Raw genomic sequence first — 22,573 nt, 5'->3', positions numbered from 1 at the left:
AAGGAATTGTTCAGCCGGAGAGGGGCCATAAACCGGGCATCTTGCTGTAGGCGGGCTCAGGTTGCCGGCGGCTCCCCTCTGTCCTTCCCTCTGTCCTTAACTGTTGCCGGCGTGGGAGTGCGCCGGCAGAGCTGTCGCGGTAGGGAGCGAAAATGGGTAAATTTATCTATTGCAATCTCCCTATCAAATAGGCATAATATGTTGTAGGGAGAAGTGTTCATAAAGCACAAAAAGCCAGAGGATAACCGTGAGCAAAAAAAAAGCTAGCAGCTCAAGTAACGGCCCTAAAAAGCAGCCGGTAAAACCTTCTAAATTTGGAGAAATTCCACCTCTAGATGGGCCGGGTAGTAATTCAGTTGAGGCGTGGTTTTTAGGAACCAAAGCAGAGAATGCCGATGAATTCGAGCGCTTAATCGTAGAAGCCGTTCGCGATAACGCATTTTGGCGCAAAAACTTTCATCCTGGCGATCCGACTCACATCACGGAGCAAATTAAGCGGCAGCCAGAATATGTGGGTGCCATTGACACGCTCAAGGAAAGTTACCGATCGCTGCTGGCGTTTATGAAAAAGTCCGTCCCCTTTTTCAGCATGCGCTATCAGGGGCATATGAACTGGGATATGACAATGCCATCTATCCTGGGCTACTTTGCGGCGATGCTGTACAACCCGAATAACGTGGCCTTTGAAGCGTCAACGGCAACGACGATTCTGGAAATGCTGGTCGGAGACGATCTTTGCCAGATGCTGGGATATACCCTGCCGGATGAGGCAGAGATAAAAAAAGGAGCGATTCGACCTTGGGGGCACATCACTTGTGGGGGAACGATTGCCAATATTGAGGCGATTTGGTCGGCGAGAAACCTGAAATTTTATCCGCTTGCGCTGCAAGCGGCTTTGAAAAATGAACCGGCACTAGCTGCAGCAAAGGAGATCGAGATTCCCCTGCCGGCTGGGGGGTCAAAACGTCTCGCCGATCTCGATACTTGGGCGCTGCTCAACCTGAAAGGAGATGACATCCTCGCCTTGCCGGCACGCCTGACCCAGGACTACAAGATTGCCAGCGACGCAGTAACAAAAGCCCTCACCAACTATTCCCTGCAAAACCTCGGGTTCCAAGATTTCTCCCGCCGGTTCCTGCGTGAGATTGAACATTCGCCGGTCTTCTTTGTCCCAGCGACAAAACACTACTCATTCCCCAAAGCAGCAGCAATTTTGGGAATTGGAGCGTCGAACTTGATAGACGTGCCGGTGGATGAAGACGCCCGGATGAATATTGATGCCCTGGAAGAACTCCTGAAACGCTGCGCTGCAGAGAAAAAGCCGGTCTACACCGTGGTTTCTGTCATAGGGAGCACGGAAGAGAGTGCGGTTGACCCCATTAAAAAGGTTCTGGAACTGCGAGAGAAGTTGCGCGCCGAGGGGCTAGAATTTACCGTTCATGCCGATGCGGCTTGGGGCGGGTATTTTGCCTCCCTGATTCGGGAAGATAGCCCGGGCTCGAAAAACCAGATTGAAAGCGGGGAACTGGTTCCGGAAATCGGTTTGAGTTCCTATGTAACTGAGCAGTTCCAAGTGCTGGGAAATGCTGATTCCATCACGGTCGATCCTCACAAATCGGGGTATATTCCCTACCCAGCAGGGGCGCTTTGCTACCGCAATTCGGCGATGCGAAATCTGGTGACGTTCGCCGCGCCCTATGTGTTTCACGGGGAAGCTGAGCCAACCGTTGGCATTTATGGCGTGGAGGGGTCAAAACCGGGGGCTGCGGCGGCTTCCGTCTATCTGAGCCACAAGGTGATTCGCCCCTCCAAGGGCGGTTATGGCAAAATCATTGGCAAGGCGCTGTTTAATTGTAAGAAGCTTTACGCGCGACTGCTGTGCATGGCGCGTCCGCAAGATCGCTTCACTGTCGTTCCCGTACCCCGACTGCCGGCTGAAATTTCTGGAGGTAATGTAGAAAAGCAGATTCAATTTATTCGGGAAAAAATCGATGGGGCGAGCAATGAGGAGCTTTTGGCGAATCCAAAAGCGATGAAACTGCTTACAGAAATCGGCCCCGACCAGAATATATTGACTTATGCTTTCAATTTCAAGAATCCCGACGGCTCGCTCAACAATAATTTAGATATGGCCAATCGGTTCAATAAGGCGCTCTACGAACAGCTCAGCATCAAACCGGGCGAGGATATTTACGGGTACAAGCTGATCGTCAGCACCACAGATTTCGATGCCGAACATTATGGAGAGGCGTTCATGGAAAACTTGAAACGCCATCTGGGTGTAACGGGTTTGCCGGGAGCCCCTATCACTGTCCTGCGGTCTACGGTACTCGATCCGTGGCTCGCCGAAACTTCTAAGGGGTCGTTCCTCGATTTGCTGGAAAATGAGTTCCGCCAGGCGATTTCTCAAGCCCTGTTCCGAGACGCACTCCTCCAAGTGTTTGAGGATATTGACAAGAATAAAGATAGCGTGTTGCAGATGTCAGAAATTGAGGCCAAATTTAAAGCCTTGGGCTATGGAGATGAGGAAATTGATAGGTTCTGGAAAATGAGTAATGTCAACAGCGATAATACGCTTTCGATGGAGGAATTTCTTCAGAACTTCTCGCAATTTTTAGTGCTGTCAGCTCGATAGGAGTTTCGGGCTCACCGGCAATATCTGCGGCAAAGGAAGATTGTAGCGTTTTTCATCTTGGGACTGAGAAACCCGGTATCTTTAAGAAACCGGGTTTCTTATGTGAAAAGAAGGGGTCGAATGGCGCTATTACCTGTGGGGCGAGGCAGCCGGCGAGCCACTAGAATTGCGGAAGGATCAGACTCCTCGCACAGCACTCGCTCTAGTTAAGCGTCCAGTAAACATGGAGGAAGTGCGCTCCTTAGCCGGCTGTGTATTTTATCACCTTTTAACAGACTATTGCCGACCGAGCCGCTCACCTATTAAAAGTTCATTTATAAAGGTAACGTGAAGTCAGAAGCAACTGGGTTACTTGTGGTAGAGAAGCGGGACAATTCTGCTTTACTACAGGAGAAACCCGGTTTATGGCCCCCACTCACACTTAACAATTATAGCAGTATGCACTTAGGTTAGAACATTAGACCTTCAGGCTCGGCGGACGCCCCCTACGTCTATATAGCAGTAAGCATTTAGGAAACCTACATTTCGGCCTCCCTTGCTCCAGAGATCCCGAAGCTTCTATTGTTCTAACCAATATGACTGCTTCTATACTTGACAAACACCCTCTAACATACTAGCACTCCTAAAAAATTAATTTTTCTTAAAGCCGAGGGGAAACTCTAGGCTTTATGGTAAAGTAAAAAACATCAGAACAGTCGAGGAATCTCCGCTTGCCTCGAACCTTGGCCAGGACTGAAAAATAGCCAGCTCGGGTCAGCGGTTCCAAAACGGGCACTGCAGGGGCACCTAACTCTGCTGAATGCACCGCCTTGCCCACCCTGTCCTCCGGGCTTCTATCTAACCTTATTCAGGTCCTACCTGTTGGAAGTTAATCTAGTTCAGGAGATTGCAGCGCTCACAAAAACACCTTACTTGAGTCCAGACAAACTAGGAAGACGGCTAGATGCCAATGAAGTTAGATAGAGCAGGAATGCCAGCCCATTAATTTTTTGGGTGAGGGATTGCAGCGGCGCTAGCTAATAGGTAAGGCGGGGCTTTAGTTAGGGGGGTGAAAATGTCTATTGAGGGGAAAATATGTCACTGAATGTTGAAGCTTTAGAGCGAAGTTTAGAGCGAGTAAAACCTTGGGGTGATGAATTTGCGGTGAGCTTCTACGATAACCTGTTTATCTGTTACCCAGAGGTGAAACCTCTGTTTGCCAAAACCGAGATGAACAAGCAATACAAAAAGCTGGTAAATGATCTGGTATTGGTGGTAGAAAATCTCCGAAATCCAGAAGCTTTAGGGGAAGTTTTCGACACCCTGGGAGCGAGAGACGTCGAATATGGGGCGCTGGCCATTCATTACCCCGCAGTTGGGGACGCGCTGCTGGCGACTTTTGAGCAGTATCTCCAGGAAGATTGGACTCCGGAAGTCAAACAAGCGTGGGAAGATGCCTTGGCAGCGATTGCCGCTCAGATGTTAAAAGATGCCGGTGAAGACTCTTCAGTAGGAGTTGACCCAGATGAACAACCTGCCAGCTTAGAGGAGGCTTCAGAATTAAAGGCAGAACTCAAGAACGACGCTCAGCAACTACAGCTCTTAGTCGAGTCCCAGAGAAAACCTCTCGTATCAATTCAGTGGGATAGTGACAGGCTCCAAGAATTGACCGCTAATATAGCTGAAAAGTACCAGCAATTAAGTGCTAAAATTCCTGTCAATCGCTGGGGTGAAAACCTCACGCGACTTCCGGGGAAAGTCACGGAAAGGTATCAGCAAGTCCAGCCCGGCGTATCGGAGAATCAGTGGGGTGAAAACCTCAAAACAGTGCCGGTCAAGCTGGGCAAAACTTTCTGGAAACTGCCAGCTTGGGCAGTCGCTAGTGTGGCAGCCGGCATCATGGGAGCAGTTTTTTGGCTCGCCGGTGACAATTCTGTTTTGGCAGAGATTCTGGAGGGCGCTGATGCTATCACGCTCGTGGTTGCCCTAGTTCTCTTTATTAAAGAAGCTCCCGCTCGCCGGAAACAATTTCACTACCAAGCTTGGGGGAGGATCGATGCTGCGCGCGGCGAAAAAGTTAGCTATGCAAGATTTTTGGCCCTCCAAGATTTGAATGAGGATGGGGTGTCTCTGAGAGGTTTGGATGCTGCCGGTGCGGTGTTAGCAGAGATTAATCTGCTGGGGGTCAATCTGAGTGCGGCTAATTTGAGTGAGACGGATTTGAGTTATGCCAATCTGAGCAGCGCCAATCTCGATAATGCTAACCTCTATCAGGCTCAACTTATTGGTGCCAATCTCAGTCATGCCAACCTGAGTTTTGCTGCCTTGAGTCAAGTTAACCTCAGCAGTGCCAACCTCAGGAGCGCTAAGCTGGTTTGTGCGGACTTGAGTCACGCCAACCTGAACGGTGCCAATTTGAGTCACGCTAGTTTGAGTGGCGCTAACCTAGAGGGAGCCTACCTCAGTGGTGCAAATCTCAAAGATGCTAAGGTGAGCGTTGATGAATTGAGTGGCGCTTTTCTTGAAGGGGCCATCATGCCGGATGGGTCAATATATCAGTCTGAGAAAGACTGAAATTAGCGGCACTTGAGAATCTAGCCGGGAACTGGGCCAGACTGGCTGTCAGCGGTTAGATCCCGGACTGTCAACCGCAGATGGACGCACCGCAGATAAATCGCAGACAATCTGCGTTAATCTGTGTTAATCTGCGGTTCTTTTAAGGTAAAAGAACTCAAGTTGCTACCCAAGGAGGCAGAGCCTCATGAACGCGGCGTTCCCAGCTTGAGGCTGGGAACGAGGGGAACGAGGGGATAAATCTGAGGCGATCTGGGTTAATCTGCGTTAATCTGCGGTTCTTTTAAGGTAAAATAGATACTCTAACCTAGAAAAGCCCTAAAATGGTTGATCCTATCACTTGGAAAGAAGACCGCGTTTTACTCATCGACCAAACTCGGCTGCCGGCTGAGGAAGTTTTTGTCGAAATAGCCACCTATCAGGACATGGCGCAGGCGATTAAAACCATGATTGTCCGGGGAGCACCGGCAATCGGGGTCGCCGCCGCCTATGGCATCTACCTGGGTGCGCGAGAGATTCAGACAGGAGATCGCGGCGAATTCTTGAGCCGGCTCGACGAAATCGCCCAGCTGCTGGGATCAACCCGACCCACAGCAGTCAACCTATTTTGGGCGCTCGACCGGATGCTGAAAACGGCGCGCGAAACAGCGCTGGGAGTGGAGCACCTGAAAGAAGTTTTGCTGGAAACGGCAAAAACAATCCACGCCGAAGATTTGCAAACCTGTAAAGCCATCGGCGATTGCGGTTTGTCAGTGCTGCCGGCGAATCCCGACAAGCTGAATATTCTGACGCACTGCAATGCCGGCGCACTGGCAACAGCCGGCTACGGAACTGCCCTGGGTGTGGTGCGCTCCGCGTGGAGTGCCGGTCGCTTGACAAGGGTGTTTGCCGATGAAACCCGCCCCCGTTTGCAAGGCGCAAAACTGACAGCTTGGGAGTGCGTGCGAGAAGGCATTCCGGTGACGCTGATTTCCGATGGCATGGCGGCGCACTGCATGCAGCGCGGTATGATTCATGCTGTGGTAGTCGGCGCTGACCGCATTGCCTCCAATGGGGACACGGCGAATAAAATTGGCACCTACCATCTGGCAATTGCCGCCAAAGCTCACAATATTCCTTTCTTCGTGGCGGCTCCCCTTTCTACCATTGATTTCAAGCTCGCTTCGGGTGCGGAAATTCCCATTGAGGAGCGCGACCCCGCTGAGATTTACCAAGTTGGGGAAACGCGGCTTACGCCAGTGGGCGTGGAGTTTTACAACCCCGCGTTTGACGTGACGCCGGCTGCGTATATTGCCGCGATTATTACAGAGTTCGGCGCATTCGCCCCCGCTGATTTGAATCAGTTGCGGGAGAAGCAAGCGGTGTAAGGACAAGTTTGTAGTGAGGGCTGAAGCCCTCATCTTGTAGAGAGGGCTAAAGCCCTCACTACGAACTTATAATATTTTAGGGTGAAGTTTTAGCAATATGGACATCGCTGAAATCCAAGAGAAAGCCGCTAAATACCTGGCACAAAGCCGGTACAGTGAGGCGATAGAATTATACCGTCAGTGTGTGGGGGCGAATCCGGCTGAGATGTCTAACTACTGGCATCTGGGACTGGCGTGGATCTTGCAAGGAGAAGAATTAGAGGCTCAAGCTGTATGGCTGTCAGCAATTGCCCGGGGAACCCCAGAGGAAGTCGAGCTGTGGGGGGCGGAATTGCTGGAGGTTTTGGAAGCGGAAGCGAGCCGGCATCTCCAGCGCAACCCCCAACTGGCAGAAAGAATTTACTGGCAAATTATAGAAGTGGTTGACAGTCAGCCAGAAGCTTATTATAATTTAGGAAATGCCCTGTCGTATCAGGGGAGTTATGATGAGGCGATTGCCTGCTGGCAGAGGGCGATTGACCTCCAACCAGACTTCGCTGAGGCGCACCAAAACCAGGCAGAGGTATTTGAGAAGCTGGGAGAATTTGAAAAGGCTATCTCCTGCTATTTAAAGGCTTTGGTGATGGTCCCAGACTGGACTGAGGGGTATTGGAATCTGGGGCTGTGCTTTTGCCGGCAAGACAAGCTGGATGAGGCGGTTGCCTGTTTCCAAAAAGCTATTCAGATTCAGCCAGATTTCGCACCGGCTTGTGGCGATTTGGGTTACGCACTGCTAAAACAAGGCAAATTGGATGAGGCGGTTGCCTGTTTCCGAAAGGCAATACAGATTCAACCGGCTTTCGCGGAAGCCTACTGTCAGTGGAGCGACACTCTGGCAAAACAGGGCAAGTCTAAGGAAGCAATCTTCTCTAATGCCGGTTTGCTAAAAACCCTGTACAGTCAAGCTGAATCTGCTGAGCTATACTATTATTTAGGGAAAGCTTTTGCCGCCGGCACCCAGTTCGGCGAAGCGATCGCCTGTTTCCAAAAGGCAAGGGAAATTAACCCTGACTTGGCTGGCGCTATCTCCGATTTTATCGCAAGTCAACGCCTGCAAGGCGAGCGGGATGAGACAGCTGTCGGTTTCCCGGTGGGAGTGCCGGTTGACCCCCCCCAGGATTTTTACGAATTGGCGCACGACTGGGCAGTTGCCTCTAATTTCAACGACAATTATACCACTATCTATCCAGAAAATACCATTCATCTCGCACCCCCTATAACGCCCGATAGCACTATCGATTTTAGGTTTAGATTTGGGGGGCAAGTTAAATTGCCGGCAGCATTTGTCGCCCTAGTGCCAGACGGGCGTTACTGGCTGGACGAAACTCAGACGGCTAGCGCCACAATCGCCCCAGATAACAAGCTCTTAGGAGATGTCTCCCCAGAATTCCCAGCTTTAAGTCCCGGACATCCAGACAAACACCCCAGCAAACATTCTATCTTCTCTTCCGGGAAGTTCCCGCCGCTTCAGAGTTTTGATGGCACAGTAGCCGTTCTGTCAGGACTGTTAAATGATGTCTATTTTCACTGGATGTTTGACATCCTCCCCCGCATTAACTTGCTGCGCCGTTGCGGGATAGATATGGAGAGGATAGACAAGTTTTTAATCAGCAGCCGCCTCCCGTTTCAGAGAGAGACGCTAAACGCCTTGGGGATTCCAGAAAGCAAAATATTGGAGACTTCTCAGTTCCCTCACCTGAAAGCGACGAAGTTAGTCGTTCCGTCTTTTTCGGGAACTATAGCCTGGATGCCCAAATGGGCTTGCGATTTTTTGAGAGGGGACTTTTTGAAAGATAGTGAAGCGCCAGAGAAAATAGAGCGCATCTATATCAGTCGGGCGCTGGCTGAAAATCGCCGAGTTATCAATGAATATGAAGTGATAAACTTGTTAAGTAAGTTGGGGTTCAGGAACGTAACGCTGGAATCCATGTCAGTGGCGCAACAGGCATGGTTGCTGGCGAATGCTAAAGTTGTAGTAGCGCCTCACGGGGGCGGACTGACTAACCTTGTTTTCTGCCAGCCGGGAACTCAGGTCATAGAGATTTTTTCGCCCAATTATGTCTATCCTTGCTACTGGCTGGTGAGCAATATTGTCGGGCTTGAATATTACTGCGCTTTTGGGGAAACACTAGCCGGTGGGAACTTCCATAAAATCATCTGCCCCAGCCCGCGTATTGAGGATATTTTTGTCAATCTCGATCAATTGTTAAAAGTTCTCAAGTGCGCGGGACTGGTTTATATCTGATTTATAAAGAAAAAAGTGAAGCTACAAGAAACCGGGTTTCTTGTACTGGGTAAGCCGGAAAACTCAGTCCTCCTACACAAGAAACCCGGTTTCTGGCCCCATTAAAACTGTGTCCCACAGTCTCTGGGCGGTTGAAACCGCAGCTATACAGACAAAACCCGCCTGCGCGGGTTTTTAGAACTCATGCAGGCACCGGCACCCTCCCGCTCTATCCACCGGCAATCCAGCGCCTTGCCGGTGCAGGAGTCCAACAGGGCTGGCTGACTTTTCTCCGAAAATGTTACAAAATATTAAGACCTCTTGCCAAATCACAGGGCGGTGTGTTTAGATGGTAAACATAAAAGAAAAAGCTGATTTGGCAGGCGTTTCAGGAGTTTTATCTGTCAATCTAGCCATCCTAGGTGGATGACTGCGAAAGACTTAATGTTGCCATCCTGACACCGGCATCAGCACGGAATGATTTTGGCAAAAGTCGCAGCTATCTCTAGATCAGGGAGTCCCCACGCGATGTTGCAAATACAACAGCTATTACAGGGGCGCTATCAGCTCCAAAAAAGCTTAGGATACAGTGCCGGTCGCCAAACCTGGCTGGCGTTAGAACTCTCAGAAAATCCACCCAAGCCGGCGATTGTCAAACTCCTCGCCTTCAGTCCCGAAATGCAGTGGGACGAGTTCAAACTGTTTGAGCGGGAGGCGCAAGTTCTGCAAAATCTCGACCACCCCCGGATTCCTAAGTATCGCGATTATTTCTCTATAGATAAGGATGCCGGTGAGGGGTTGTGCTGGTTTGGGTTGGTGCAGGACTTTATTGCGGGGAAATCCCTCCAGCAGATGCTGGATGAGGGGTATCGCTTCACGGAAACCCAGGTGCGCTCAATTGCCACCCAAGTCCTGGACATTCTGATTCAGCTGCATGGGTTGAATCCCCCCGTGCTGCACCGGGATATCAAACCCAGCAACTTGCTTTTAGGAGCGGATGAGCAAGTCTATCTGGTGGATTTTGGCGCTGTTAGCGATCCAACTGCTGTTGAGGGAGCCACTTTCACAGTCGTGGGAACAGCCGGTTACGCACCCCTAGAACAGTTTTGGGGAAAAGCCGTGCCGGCATCAGACTTGTATGCCTTGGGAGCGACTCTAATTCATTTACTAACCGGCATTTCCCCCTCGGATTTGCCCCAGAGTAACTTGCGGATTCAATTTCAAGACCGAGTTAGTCTCGACGCCCGGTTTTGCCGGTGGATTGAATCCCTGACAGAGCCTGACCTAAACTGCCGGTTCAGTTCCGCAGCGCAAGCACTTGAAGCCCTAAAAACTGGAGCGTCTCTGCAAAAAAGCCGCCAACCCGCCAGCAGCCGCATCCGGCTGAAAAAGTCCCCCAATAAGCTGGTTATTAAAATTTCTAAACGCGGCATATCGCTGAGCGATATCCCACATCTTCTATCTATGCTCCGGTCAGTTAAAGGCTTAATCATTATGTTCTGGCCGTGCTTACCTCTTTTCATAATACTGGGGGATCAAATCCTTAGATATTCTTTCTTAAATATCTGGGACATACAACAATATATTCTTGTCGGAGAACATTCTGTGTCCGGTTCCTGTTATCTTATTATATTCATCCTGCTAATTATTATGTTTTGTTTAAATCTGTTTGTTTTAAATTGGTCTGGTTTTACAGCGGCAGTGCTGGGTTCCTTGAAGTCAGCCGCGATTGCTTGTTTTGGTTCCCATTACCTTGGCATGGATAGATACAAATTTCTCCTAGAGAAGCGACTTTTTATTTGGGCCTATTCCTGCTCAGGCTCAACTTCAGAGATTCAAACTATAAATCTAATCCCTTCCGATGGCTCAGTCAGACTTGAAACTAAAATGAAAACCTATTGCTTTGGGGAGGAATTAACAAATCCAGAGGCAGAATGGTTAGTTGAAGAAATTCAAGACTGGCTGTATTCAGGGCTAAGAGCTAAGGACTAAGGGCTGTGAACGTAAAGTGGGACAAACCCAACCCCCCCAACCCCCCTTCCCTAGGGAGCATCCCATTTTTGTAGGGGCGAAGCATTCGGGCGAATAATCTCTGAGTCAAAACCGAGAATTTCTTATCCGAATGCTTCGCCCTCAACTCGGGCTCTGCAAAACTGGGATGCTCCCCCTTCCCTCTTAGGGAAGGGCAGGGAGATTACGACCAAATCAGGAATTAGCAATTAGCAACTTTACACAAAACTGCAAGCGTTGACAGAGAATCAAGACTATGCTAAAACCAGGACAAATTTTACAGGAACGCTATCAACTCAAAGAACAGTTGGGAAACAGTGCCGGTCGTCAAACTTGGCTGGCAAAAGATTTGGCCAAACCCGCAGAGGCATCCCTTGCAGGTAACCAAGTGATTGTCAAGCTGCTGCCCTTTAGCCCTCAGATGCAGTGGGATGACTTAAAGTTATTTCAGCGCGAGGCATCTGTCCTCAAACATCTCAACCATCCCAGAATTCCCAGTTATCGGGATGATTTTTCCCTCGACAAGGATGCTGGCGGGGGTTTGCCCTGGTTTGGGTTAGTGCAGGACTACATTCCCGGCACATCTTTGCAGCAGCTCTTAAAAGGGGGCAAACACTTTACAGAAGCCGAGGCACAAAACATAGCCACTCAGCTGCTGAACATCCTAATTTACCTGCACGAGTTAAGTCCGGCGGTGCTGCACCGCGACATCAAGCCCAGCAACATTATCATGGGAGAAGACCAGCACGTTTATCTGGTGGATTTTGGTGCCGTTCAAGAACGCGCCAAGACAGAGGGAGTCACCTTCACAGTCGTTGGCACCGGCGGCTATGCCCCACCGGAACAGCTCTGGGGAAAAGCCGTTCCAGCGAGTGACCTTTACGCCCTAGGAGCCACTCTGATTCACCTGTTAACCGGCACGCCCCCTGCTAACTTGCCGCAGGAGAAAATGCGCCTGCAATTTAAAGATAAAGTCAGCCTAACTCCCCGTTTTGCCAACTGGATTGAAAAACTGTGCGCTCCCGCTCCTGAACGGCGATTCTCCCAAGCACGCCAAGCACTTGAGGCACTGCAAGCTACCCCCTTCAAAGAAACAGCTGGTAGCGGCAGTCTCCAAAACGCCCCGAAAGTTTCTTCTCTCCCGATGGGATGCTTATTTAGCGTAGGATTTGCTATGAGTGTTATGATGGGCTTCCTTTTAGTTTTGACAGAATGTGTTGCTTCATCTGATAATGACACTGGTTCTTACCGGGTATTATATTCTGATGAAGCCATATACTCCGTTAAGGAAATCAACCGCAATCAGACAAGCTACTACCAAAAGAATGGGGTTTTTGCAGACAATCTAGAACCGTTATTACCCAATCCCTACTATATATACAATTTTTTTTGTTCAACTAAAGCTAGTCCTGAGGCTGCATTTAACTATTGCAGTGCCGGCAATATAGCAATAAGGGGGGGGGTCGGTGATTTCCATAACTACTATTATGGCCATTATATTGGGGGCGTTTTTGCAGTCCCAGGCGATGTGAGAACCGGCGAGGTTTTGATAGCTGATATTCTGTGCAAAGCAAATATATCCGACGAATCCGAATCAGACCCCGCTCACCCAATCGTGCAAGGTAATCGCATAGAATGCGGTGCCAACACAACAAGAATAGATGGCTGGTGGCCTATTGTAGTAGGTGAAGATTTGCCGGAAGCCAATCGCTCCGACGAGTTAGTCGCCGCCGGCGAGTACGAGCGAGCTTTGCAGGTAGCCCAAACCATCAAACATCCCTATTTTAAGGCTCGCTCGTTCGCTGAAATAGCCCGCTCCTATGCCGCAGCCGGTAAAAATTTGCAAGCAGCGGAAATTTTCTCACTCGCCGAAACAGTAGCCCAAACCATCCAGCACTCCCATTCCAAAGATATCGCCCTGACTGATATAGCCCGCTCCTATGCCGCAGCCGGTCAGTACGAGCAAGCCCTCCGGGTAGCCTCATCTATCAAAGACGACTCTGACAAAGACAGCGCATTGCAGGCGATTGTCCGCTCATCCACCGAGAAAGGTCAGTATGAGCAAGCCCTTCGGGTAGCCTCATCTATCAAATCCGACAACAAGAGAGACAGGGTATTGCCGGAGATTGCCCGCTCATCCACCGAGAAAGGCCAGTATGAGCAAGCCCTTCGGGCAGCCTCATCTATCAAATCCGACGACAATAGAGACGACAACAATAGAGACAGGGTATTGGAGGAGATTGCCCGCTCATCCACCCAGAAAGGTCAGTACGAGCAAGCCCTTCGGGCAGCCTCATCTATCAAATCCGACTCTGACAAAGACAGCGCATTGGAGGAGATTGCCCGCTCATCCACCCAGAAAGGTCAGTACGAGCAAGCCCTTCGGGCAGCCTCATCTATCAAATCCGACGACAAGAGAGACAGCGCATTGCAGGCGATTGCCCGCTATTCTGTCGAGTCAATTAACAGAGCGCAGCAAACTTACTATTCAGAACACAGCACCTTTGCTAACTCTTTCACCGAGCTTGGTTTGGACATTCCAGCCAAAACAGGAAACTACGAATATTCAGTTAGTACCACTGCCACATCTGCCTTCACTTATGCCACCCCTTTGAAAACATATTCCTCCGCCTATAGTGGTGGCGTATTCGCAGTCCCCAACGCCCCCGGCACACAGACTGAGACAAGAGCTATTCTATGCAAAAGTTACTACTCTTCTCTCCAACACATCGACCCTCCCACTCTCCAAAATGGCAATCTCGTCTGCCCTCCCCGCACCTCACAAATTAGCCCAAATTCACCCTAAAGGATACAGCGTCTCCCCCCCTACCGGCATCAAACCAGCTGATTCAAATACATATGCAATCCGCTCCCCCAAACTCGGACTAAAATCTGCCGGTGCCTGAATATTCAGCACCCCAGCATCTCCCAGCACATTGAGAAACCCGGTTTCTTAAAGAAACCGGGTTTCTGGGCAAACACGTTCATCCAACTGAGAAACGCTATATTATAGCGAAACAGAGATCATTTCCAGTTCTGAAACCACCCGGTCTAATTCTTCAACCAAAGGGGTTGAACCCGCAGCTCTGAATGCCTCAACCAAAGCCCTGTAATACCAAAGAGTGCCCTCTTTCCCGCCTTTAAAACGCTCCCAAACGCACTCACCGCTCGCCCGATAATCCTTGAGCAGGGAGCGAGCATTCTGCAGTTTATCTGCTGCAGAAACGAGCAGCACCGATGGTGAAGCAGCCCCGATGCTGGCGATGTAGGCTTCTTTGCGCTGTCGCCAAGGCGGTTTGGGAATCGTCTCCGCATCCGTGCAGCCGTCTACAATTTCCGTCACCACATCCCCAAACCGGCGGCGAATTTCTTCCCGGGTGACTGCGCCCCCTTGATCCTCAATGGCATCATGAAGCAAAGCCGCAATCGCTTCATCTTCATTCGCCCCATATTCCAAAGCAATACTGGCTGCGCCCAAGAGATGAGCAATATAAGGAATACCGCTTCCCTTGCGGGTTTGAGTGGCGTGCAGCCCAGTGGCGTAGGTGAGGGCTTCTGTAAACCGTTCTGAGAGCATCTGGGTACTCCGCTTACCTCGGACTCTCCCATTTTAGCTTATTTTATACCGGCTCGATTAAATCGCTTTTCAAATCGCTCGCTCCCTGCAGGCCATCCCGCTAGCCCTGCAAGCCGGTGTGTTACACTCAGCTTATATAGCGTTTCTATTTGACTTGTGAGATCACAGAAACCCGGTTTCTTTAAGAAACCGGGTTTCTGATCCCCCAGAACTCGCACAAATCATTTATAACCGCTCCAAACACTGACTCTGGAAGGAATTCTTTATGACTCAGGAACTATTAGACCTAAGAAATAGCATCCTGGAGGGGCGCTACGAGGACGCCTTGGCCATTGTAGACGAGCTGGAGGGTATGAGCGTACAAGCAATTCTGCGGAATATCGACTCATTTTTAGTCAGACTGCTGGTTCATCTGATTAAAAATCAAATAGAGCAGCGGCTTACCAACTCTTGGGTAGCTTCAATCTCTGATTCGCTGGTAAAAATTCAAAAGCTGAATCTCAAAGACAATAAAACCTCTTATTATATAAAGCAAGATGAATGGCAGCCTTTCCTGGAAGACGCACTGGCGGCAGCCATTCGACCGGCAAGTGTGGAAGTGCGCTCCGGGCGATTAACTCCGTCTCAACTCTCGCAGATGCTCGACCGAAATCAGATAGTCCAGACGGCTGAACAATTGCTCGCTTTGACGTATGTCCACAAGCCCAGCGAGTTACCCGACATAATTGACACTTATCTAGCCGAATTACCGGGTGGGAAAGATTGGCAAGAAGGCAACCTGTAGCGTGACGCTGCTCGCAGGGCAATTTCACAAAGCAACAATACTCTCAAGGCGGAACGCACCTTACTTTTTTGTGCCACGGTAGGGTGCTTTCCGCTTATCCCAGGGCGCTCTGCTTGTGCGCAATCCTCTCAAGGCGGAACGCATCCTACTGTGCTCCTGTGCTGCTGCGGTAGCAACCGGCACTCTAAGGATCGGTAGAGGGGAGTGTGCGGCATCAACGCAAACAGCGGCTGCACCAAAACTCTGGTGCAGCCGCCGGCAATAAAAAAATAGGTAGATCGATTAGCTCGCAGACATGAGATGATACATTTAGGGCGCGGGTGTCAGAGCTTCCAACCCTTGATGCCGCCCCTCAGCTGTGTCTTCGGGACACAGCTGCCCATCCCTATTGTTCGCAACGCCCACTCCCACGATGATCGTCGGGCGTCACAGTCGGCGAACATACATTTTGAGCCGATTGTGCCGTATCTGCTTGCAGCCGGCTGACTGTGCGATACTCATTCGCTCGGGAGGGAGTGGCGCTCCCAATTAATAACAGGGTTAACAAAAAAAACGGCGTGTAGACGCGCATAAGAACTATCCGTGTCAGAGCTTCCAATTCTCTTTACGGACAAGAGCGCAACCATCCGGGCAAAGAGCGATTTTGTCAACTGTCCGGATGCCGGTCTTTCCCACTAGAACAGAAAGAGTGATGCACCCCGATAAACCGCCTCCTGGCAGCAATGCCGGGGGGTTTTTTGATTTGTAGCTATTTGGCGGTGCCTTACCTCAACCGCCGCCAGCGCATGTGTGCTATAATATTTCTAGTTGTCCGATCTTGCAGTCCGTCAAAAAAGCCGGTGGCACCAGATCTCAGGCATTTACCTCGCACAAACACCTGATATCATGTCCGGTGGAACACCCACAATATCTCTGAATGGGGAATGGGGCATGGGGCATAGAGCATCACACTGCATACTGCATACTGCCTCCTTTCCCCTTTCCCAAGCTGCCGAATTGCGGTCAATCGAACGGACTAGATATGACTGGGGTGCCTGACACTTTGGCTACTCTCCCCTGGCGGTGGGAAAGAAGCTGTTGGCGAATCGGTGAGGGGTTAGGGATGTGCCGGGGCGGGTTTTTATGCTTTGCGGGCTGTGTGGCACAGGTTGTGGGTGAACCCGCCCCTACATGCTTCCATTCCTTTGTCTCCCCCAATAAGCGCGATATTCCGCAACCGTGGGTATAACCCCCCGTTAATTCACCAACAGCTTCTGGGAAATTGCGGCGGTTCAGACATAGCAGCCGGGCGATCCCGCAGGGCAGCCGCCCGCTCGTCGGGCTTTCGCACAAGACAGGGGCAGCAGGCGTCTGGTGCGGGCTGTCAAACTCTTGGCGAGACAAAAAAACCAGGCACCGGCAGAGCCGGCAACCTGGCTGACCTGAAAAATATCTAAAAGTGCTACAGGAATCCGGAAAAGCGTTTATTATCAGCTGACCTTTGTCGAGACAGAGAAGGCGACGTAGAACAGCCCAGCAACAAGCACTGCTGCCAAAATTCCCAACACCAGATAGTTCCGCTGTTGAGCCTTAGTGGGAGGTTCAGCCTTGTACATCTTTGGCTCAACGGCGAAATTGTTCAAGCGTCCGCCTTCTTCTTCGGTATATGGCATGAATCTCACCCTCAGTCTTTTTACTTTAGCTAACTCTATCAAAAATTAGCTCTCAGAAGTATTGCTTCAGAACTATTAATGATTCTTAACAAAAGGGAGAGGGGGACAGTGGGACAATTGGGAGCGTCCCGGTTGTGCAAACAAGCCCATATCAATGCGACAATGATTTCAGCAGGGGGTAGGAGGAGAAGATTTTTGGCCAGCGAATCAAAGGAAACGGGATTGAAACGGACCCGTCTCCCCTCTCCCCCTCCCCCTCGCCCCTATCCGGCAATCGTGCCGGTCAGGGGTGAGCTGGCGCTGGCGCTGGATCTCACCGGCATGCGACCGGCGAGATAGGCCAGACGCCCTGCCTCTACCGCCATACCCATCGCTTTGGCCATCGCAGCCGCATTCTCCGCCAGGGCGATAGCGCTATTGATCAGCACCGCATCCGCCCCCATCTCCATCGCTTGCGCCGCCTCAGAAGGCGTCCCAATGCCGGCATCCACCACCACCGGCACGCGGGCGCTCTCAATAATAATCTGAATATTCGCCGCAGTCGTTATCCCCTGTCCGGAACCGATGGGCGAACCCAAAGGCATCACCGTAGCGCAGCCAACATCCTGCAAGCGTTTCGCCAGCAACGGGTCAGCATTAATATACGGCAGGACCGCAAAACCTTCCCTCACCAGCTTTTCTGCAGCTTCCAGAGTGCCAATCGGATCGGGCAAAAGATATTTGGCATCCGGAATCACCTCTAACTTGACAAAATTATTGTCCTCTTGTCCGAGCAGCTTCGCCATCTCCCGCCCCAGACGCGCCACCCGAATCGCCTCCTCCGCCGTTTGACAGCCGGCAGTATTGGGCAGCATCCAGATTTTGGTCCAGTCCAGCGCCTCCGCCAGCCCTTCATGCCCTGCAGCCTTCGTTTGCACCCGGCGCACCGCCACCGTGACAATTTCGCAACCGCTGGCGGCGACACTTTGCTGCATTTCCTCAATGCTGCGATACTTGCCGGTGCCGGTCATCAAGCGCGAGCGAAACTGCCGACCGGCAATCGTCAGCGGAGTGTCGGGAGACAGCTTCGCTGGTGCCTGCTGGGTGGGAGCGGGGTAGGTGAGCATTGGAGGGGTTTGACTTCCGTTTGAGCTGTTATTTTTTAGATCGCCGGGGCGCGTCTCGACTGCGCTCTGCGGGCGGGCGGCGGATGGCTGCCGGCGGAAAAACCGTGAGGCGTGGAAATGCTCCAGCAGCGGGTCAGATTTTTGATTCAGGATTAAATCCGCAATCAGAGAAGCCGTCACCGGCGCGAGCAGAATCCCATTGCGGTAGTGGCCCGTGGCCAGGGTTAAATTCTCGCACAGGCCCGGGCCCAAAATTGGCAGCTCGTCAGGCGCTGCCGGTCGGAACCCCCACCAAAATTCTTCAATCGGATAGTGTTGCAGTTGGGGGTAGAGCCGCACAGCCCGCTCCAGCAGAGTGTTCATACCCGCCGGCGTATTCCCGGCAGTGAAGCCAACATCCTCGCTCGTGGCTCCAATGACAATCCGGCCATCGCGGCGGGGGACGATGTAAGTTTCAGGCCCAAACAGCACCCGCTGCAGGGGCGGGACCGCAGTCTCCACCGGCACCCGCACCGAGAGCATTTGCCCTTTTTTCGGATGCACCGGCAGCGGCAGCAACTGGTTTGACCACGCGCCGGTCGCCAAGACATAGTGCCCGCCGTGCAGTTCGCCGGCAGAGGTTCTCAGGCAAGTGACTTGCCCGGAACGCTGGACGATTCCCTCAACCGCCACACCTTCGAGAATCTTTACGCCCAGCGCTGGGGCGGCGGAGCGCAGCACTCCCGCCAGCGCCCGACTGTCCACCTGGGCGTCTTCCGGAAAGCACCACCCGCCGGCCACCTCTGGGCCAAGACCGGGCTGGTGCTGGTGAATCGCTTGCCGGTCGAGCCACAAAGCGCTGACATTATATAAATGTCCATATAAATGTCCGTTTTCCAGCGCTGCAGGGGACTCCCCGCCGGTGGCCGGCTCGTAGGCGGGAGCGAGAATGCCACAGGGCCAGTAGCCGGTGGGCGAGCCGGCGATCTCTTCGAGTTTGCTCGTCCAGTCTGGATATAAAGCTCGGGAGCGCAGGCACAAATCCAGCATTGGGCCAGGGGGTATAGCCTCCGCCTGAGGAGCGAGCATGCCGGCGGCGGCGTGGGCGGCTGCCTGCTGGAAGTCCCGGCAAATGACGGTGACAGTTGCGCCTCGCAACTTCAGTTCGATGGCGATTGAGAGGCCAATCGTGCCACCCCCGATAATCAGAATGTCACTAGATGAGTTCATTTCCTACCGGACAGGCAAAATGCCTGTCGCGCAACAGAGGGGGATTGGCGTGTCGGGTGAGCTGGACAGGAGCATCCCAGTTGTGCAAAGAAGCCCATATTAATGCGATAATGATTTTAGCAGAGGGTAGGAGGAGAAGATTTTTGGCCAGCTGAATCCCGGAAACGGGATTGAAACGGACAGCCCGCCCCCCATTGAAAAGTCTATGACATTCCGACCGGCAAAATGCCAAACCCTGCCGGTGCTGCAGGACAGGCGGGACGCCTGTCCTGCTCCATCGGGTTCGCCCTCACCGGCACGGACTGGGACTGTTCGCACCGGAACACATCTTGCTTCGGTTTCCCGTACTTCCGCATGCGGGAAACCGAACCCTGCCGGTGCTGCCGGACAGGCGGGACGCCTGTCCTACGCCATTTGGCAGGATCTCACCGGCACGGACTGGGACTGTTCGCACCGGAACACCTCTTGCTTCGGTTTCCCGTACTTCCGCATGCGGTTAACCGAACATCCCCCTAGGACAGGCGTTCCCTCCGACCCCCAGCTGCAGGGTGCAAACCCTTTTGGCTGCTGCTTTTGCGGGGGTGTGGGGGTCGCCGGCTCACCGGAGACAGCGCTCTTGCTTCGGTTTCCCGTACTTCCGCATGCGGTTAACCGAACCCAGACGTAGGACAGGCGGGACGCCTGTCCTCTCGCCGGTCGGCACCCCAGCAATTACCCTTCTGGCGTCCAGACGGTTTGAGAGTCTTGCCCCCAGAATCCGTCATATTTTGTTACCTTAACATCTCCTAAAACTTGAGTTTGACAGGCTAACCGGCGATTGGCTGTGGGAGAATGGGGGGGTAGAGAGCGCCGCGTCTTGTCTCGCCAGTTGGGTTCAGACACTTCCCCTTCCACCGCGACGGCACAGGTGCCGCAAGTCCCCAGTCCGCGACAGTTGATGGCTGCCGCACCGCCGTTGTAAACCTCGATGCCATTCTTCAGCAAGACTTGACGCAGATTGGCACCCCGTTCGCACTCAAACGTTTTCCCTCGGGCTGTAACTTTCGGCATAGTGATGCATCCATGCATTACGTTTCTGTTAAGTTTTATAGCTCGATTGTGACCGCTCCCTACAATGAGTTGTGTGCGTCCCCTCTCTCCCCCCGTCAGCAATGACTCCAGACACTTCTAAGCGAATTTGGATCTACGACACCACCCTGCGCGACGGAGCCCAGCGCGAAGGGCTTTCCCTGTCGATTGAAGATAAATTGCGAATTGCCCGCAAGCTAGACGAGCTGGGCGTTCCCTTCATTGAGGGGGGATGGCCAGGGGCAAATCCCAAAGATGTGCAATTTTTCTGGCAGCTGAAAGAAACACCGCTCAAAGGCGCGGAAGTTGTGGCATTTTGCTCGACGCGGCGACCGGGCGCAACAGCAGCAGAAGACCCGATGCTGCAGCCGATTATCGCTGCCGGCACTCGCTGGGTGACGATTTTTGGCAAATCCTGGGACATGCACGTCACGGAAGGGCTGAAAACCACCCTCGATGAGAATTTGGCGATGATCCGGGACACGATTGAGTACCTGCGGGTTCAGGGGCGTCGCGTCCTCTACGATGCCGAACACTGGTTCGACGGCTACAAGCACAATCGGGAGTATGCGCTAAAAACCCTGGAGGTGGCTGCCGCTGCCGGTGCCGAGTGGCTCGTCCTCTGCGACACCAACGGCGGCACTTTACCCAGCGAAATCAGCCAGATTGTCCGCCAGGTGCTCGCCGCCATCAGCCAATCCCCAAATCCCCAAATCCCGGCCCCCATGCTGGGGATTCACACTCACAACGACTCGGAAACCGCCGTGGCCAACGCCCTGGCGGCGGTGATGGAAGGTGCTCGCATGGTGCAGGGCACCATTAATGGCTACGGCGAACGCTGCGGCAACGCCAACCTGTGTTCGGTGATTCCCAATTTGCAGCTGAAGCTGGGCTATCACTGCATTGATAGCAGCAAGCTGGCTCACCTGACAGCAACGAGCCGGTTTGTCAGTGAGGTTGTGAATCTGGCTCCGGATGAACACGCCCCGTTTGTGGGGAGGTCGGCGTTCGCTCACAAGGGCGGCGTGCATGTATCGGCGGTAGCGAGGAACCCGCTGACTTACGAGCACATTCAGCCGGAAGTGGTCGGGAACAGCCGGCGGATTGTGATTTCTGAGCAATCCGGGCTGAGCAATGTTTTGGCAAAAGCTCGCAGTTTTGGGATGGATCTGGATAAGGGAGATCCGGCGTGCCGGCAAATTTTGCAGCGGTTGAAGGAGCTGGAAAGTCAGGGGTATCAGTTTGAGGCGGCGGAGGCGAGTTTTGACTTGCTGATGCGGGAGGCGCTCGGACAGCGGAAGCAGTTCTTTGAACTCAAGGGCTGTCAGGTTCACTGCAATATTGCCCGAGGATCGTCGCATGCGCTGGCGACGATTAAAGTGGCGGTGAGCGGGAAAGACTTGCTGGAGGCGGCGGAAGGAAACGGGCCGGTTTCGGCGCTGGATGCGGCGCTGCGCAAGGCGCTGGTGAATTTCTACCCGGAGATTGCAGAGTTTCAGCTGGCGGACTACAAAGTGCGGATTCTGGATGGGGGTGCCGGCACCTCTGCCAAGACGCGCGTGCTGGTTGAGTCCACGAATGGCCAGCAGCGCTGGACCACGGTGGGGGTGTCGGGGAATATACTTGACGCTTCGTATCAAGCTGTGGTAGAGGGGTTGGAGTACGGTTTGCTGCTGAACGCGGTGAAAGTGCCGGTGAAAGGATAAAGAAACCGGGTTTCTGGCTTCGGAGAAAGAAACCAGGTTTCTGAATAAAGATTTTCCCCCGGATGCAAAGGCTATGGCAGAAACCCGGTTTCTGGCCCAAAGAAACCGGGTTTCTGAATCGTGTTTCTGGTTTGTGAAAAAGGCTATGGCAGAAACCCGGTTTCTCGCCTCTCCGCCCTCAAGAAGCGGGCGAAGTGCCGGTTGCCGGCAGCAGAAGCAGCAGCAGCATCACGAGCTTTGTTTTCGCATGAACGCTGTGCGGCAATTGCGCCGGCATGTGGGCGAGAAAGCCGGCACCGGCGTCTAGGGTATCGCTCCCCAGCGTCAAGCGGGCAACTCCTTGTACAATCGAGAGAATTGCTGGCATTGATGCGGTGTGTTCCGACAGTTCCTGACCGGCATCAAATCCAAAAACAACCACCTTCACCCGCTCGTCGCTGTACAGAGTGCGGCTGAGGATGCCGTCGGGTGGGATATCCACCTGTTTTGCTAAATCGGCAAAGTAAGTGCAGTTCATGGCAAAATCTCCTTTTAAAAGCCGGTGCGCCCCGACAGATTGCCAGGCGCAATCTAAGCTAGGGTGCATTGAATTTGCACGCCTCTATCCCTCGTTCCCAGGCTCCGCCTGGGAACGCCGTCCAGG

Annotated in this window: 15 protein-coding genes and 1 pseudogene; 9 read left to right on the top strand and 7 right to left on the bottom strand. The window is 52.5% G+C overall.

All coding sequences use genetic code 11. The annotated features are described in order from the left end of the window. Window positions 1–247: 247 nt before the first annotated feature. The 6 genes from OSC10802_RS0119800 (at window position 248) to OSC10802_RS56575 (ending at window position 13,634) form a co-directional block, all read left to right on the top strand. Window positions 248–2,635 (top strand): pyridoxal-dependent decarboxylase, encoded by a 2,388-nt coding sequence (locus tag OSC10802_RS0119800; protein WP_017718509.1) that lies wholly within the window; start codon window positions 248–250, stop codon window positions 2,633–2,635. Window positions 2,636–3,709: 1,074 nt separating this feature from the next. Then, complete coding sequence (locus tag OSC10802_RS45430; protein ID WP_017718508.1) at window positions 3,710–5,188, top strand: pentapeptide repeat-containing protein; 1,479 nt, start codon at window positions 3,710–3,712, stop codon at window positions 5,186–5,188. Window positions 5,189–5,511: 323 nt separating this feature from the next. Next, window positions 5,512–6,555 (top strand): S-methyl-5-thioribose-1-phosphate isomerase, encoded by a 1,044-nt coding sequence (mtnA, locus tag OSC10802_RS0119790; protein ID WP_017718507.1) that lies wholly within the window; start codon window positions 5,512–5,514, stop codon window positions 6,553–6,555. 97 nt (window positions 6,556–6,652) lie between these two features. Further along, the gene (locus OSC10802_RS44595) at window positions 6,653–8,839 is read left to right on the top strand and encodes a tetratricopeptide repeat protein (RefSeq protein ID WP_017718506.1); all 2,187 of its coding nucleotides are present in this window, start codon (window positions 6,653–6,655) and stop codon (window positions 8,837–8,839) included. Between the two features lie 507 nt (window positions 8,840–9,346). Further along, window positions 9,347–10,810 carry a serine/threonine protein kinase gene (locus tag OSC10802_RS0119780; RefSeq protein WP_017718505.1) on the top strand — a complete coding sequence of 488 codons (1,464 nt, stop codon included), beginning with the start codon at window positions 9,347–9,349 and terminating at the stop codon, window positions 10,808–10,810. A gap of 274 nt (window positions 10,811–11,084) precedes the next feature. Beyond that, a complete protein-coding gene (locus OSC10802_RS56575) occupies window positions 11,085–13,634 on the top strand; it encodes a protein kinase domain-containing protein (RefSeq protein ID WP_017718504.1) in 2,550 nt (849 codons plus the stop codon). A 201-nt stretch (window positions 13,635–13,835) separates the two neighbouring features. Here OSC10802_RS56575 and OSC10802_RS0119765 read toward each other — a convergent pair whose 3' ends face one another. Then, window positions 13,836–14,405: an HD domain-containing protein gene (locus OSC10802_RS0119765; protein ID WP_017718502.1), complete on the bottom strand. Its 570-nt coding sequence runs from the start codon at window positions 14,403–14,405 to the stop codon at window positions 13,836–13,838. A gap of 265 nt (window positions 14,406–14,670) precedes the next feature. Between OSC10802_RS0119765 and OSC10802_RS0119760 the strand changes: the two genes are divergently transcribed. Next, window positions 14,671–15,189 carry a DUF29 family protein gene (locus tag OSC10802_RS0119760; protein WP_017718501.1) on the top strand — a complete coding sequence of 173 codons (519 nt, stop codon included), beginning with the start codon at window positions 14,671–14,673 and terminating at the stop codon, window positions 15,187–15,189. A gap of 385 nt (window positions 15,190–15,574) precedes the next feature. Here OSC10802_RS0119760 and patX read toward each other — a convergent pair whose 3' ends face one another. The 4 genes and pseudogenes from patX to thiO form a co-directional block, all read right to left on the bottom strand. Further along, window positions 15,575–15,760 carry a heterocyst-inhibiting protein PatX gene (patX, locus tag OSC10802_RS56570; RefSeq protein WP_369797088.1) on the bottom strand — a complete coding sequence of 62 codons (186 nt, stop codon included), beginning with the start codon at window positions 15,758–15,760 and terminating at the stop codon, window positions 15,575–15,577. 898 nt (window positions 15,761–16,658) lie between these two features. Continuing rightward, entirely contained in the window at window positions 16,659–16,841 is a 183-nt protein-coding gene (gene psb34 / locus OSC10802_RS0119755) for a photosystem II assembly protein Psb34 (protein WP_017718500.1), read from the bottom strand. A gap of 263 nt (window positions 16,842–17,104) precedes the next feature. Beyond that, complete coding sequence (locus tag OSC10802_RS56565) at window positions 17,105–17,947, bottom strand: thiazole synthase (RefSeq protein ID WP_255349197.1); 843 nt, start codon at window positions 17,945–17,947, stop codon at window positions 17,105–17,107. A gap of 201 nt (window positions 17,948–18,148) precedes the next feature. Beyond that, window positions 18,149–19,156, bottom strand: a pseudogene (thiO, locus tag OSC10802_RS56560) (glycine oxidase ThiO); the annotation flags it as partial. A 205-nt stretch (window positions 19,157–19,361) separates the two neighbouring features. Here thiO and OSC10802_RS50380 point away from each other — a divergent pair. Further along, window positions 19,362–19,823 (top strand): hypothetical protein, encoded by a 462-nt coding sequence (locus OSC10802_RS50380; protein WP_155968103.1) that lies wholly within the window; start codon window positions 19,362–19,364, stop codon window positions 19,821–19,823. Between the two features lie 44 nt (window positions 19,824–19,867). Here the strand turns inward: OSC10802_RS50380 and OSC10802_RS0119745 are convergent, their stop codons facing one another. Then, window positions 19,868–20,206, bottom strand: coding sequence for a 2Fe-2S iron-sulfur cluster-binding protein (locus tag OSC10802_RS0119745; protein ID WP_017718498.1), 339 nt, complete (start codon window positions 20,204–20,206; stop codon window positions 19,868–19,870). Between the two features lie 101 nt (window positions 20,207–20,307). Here OSC10802_RS0119745 and cimA point away from each other — a divergent pair, with 101 nt between their 5' ends. Continuing rightward, window positions 20,308–21,930 (top strand): citramalate synthase, encoded by a 1,623-nt coding sequence (gene cimA / locus OSC10802_RS0119740; RefSeq protein WP_017718497.1) that lies wholly within the window; start codon window positions 20,308–20,310, stop codon window positions 21,928–21,930. 178 nt (window positions 21,931–22,108) lie between these two features. Here the strand turns inward: cimA and OSC10802_RS0119735 are convergent, their stop codons facing one another. Next, window positions 22,109–22,447 (bottom strand): cupin domain-containing protein, encoded by a 339-nt coding sequence (locus tag OSC10802_RS0119735; protein WP_026098646.1) that lies wholly within the window; start codon window positions 22,445–22,447, stop codon window positions 22,109–22,111. Between the last annotated feature and the right edge of the window lie 126 nt (window positions 22,448–22,573).

The sequence above is a fragment of the Kamptonema formosum PCC 10802 genome (genome assembly GCF_000332335.1).
In the GTDB taxonomy this organism is placed as follows: Bacteria; Cyanobacteriota; Cyanobacteriia; order Cyanobacteriales; family Oscillatoriaceae; genus Oscillatoria.
Note: the sequence above shows the minus strand (reverse complement) of the source record. Positions and strands in the feature narration are given on the sequence as shown.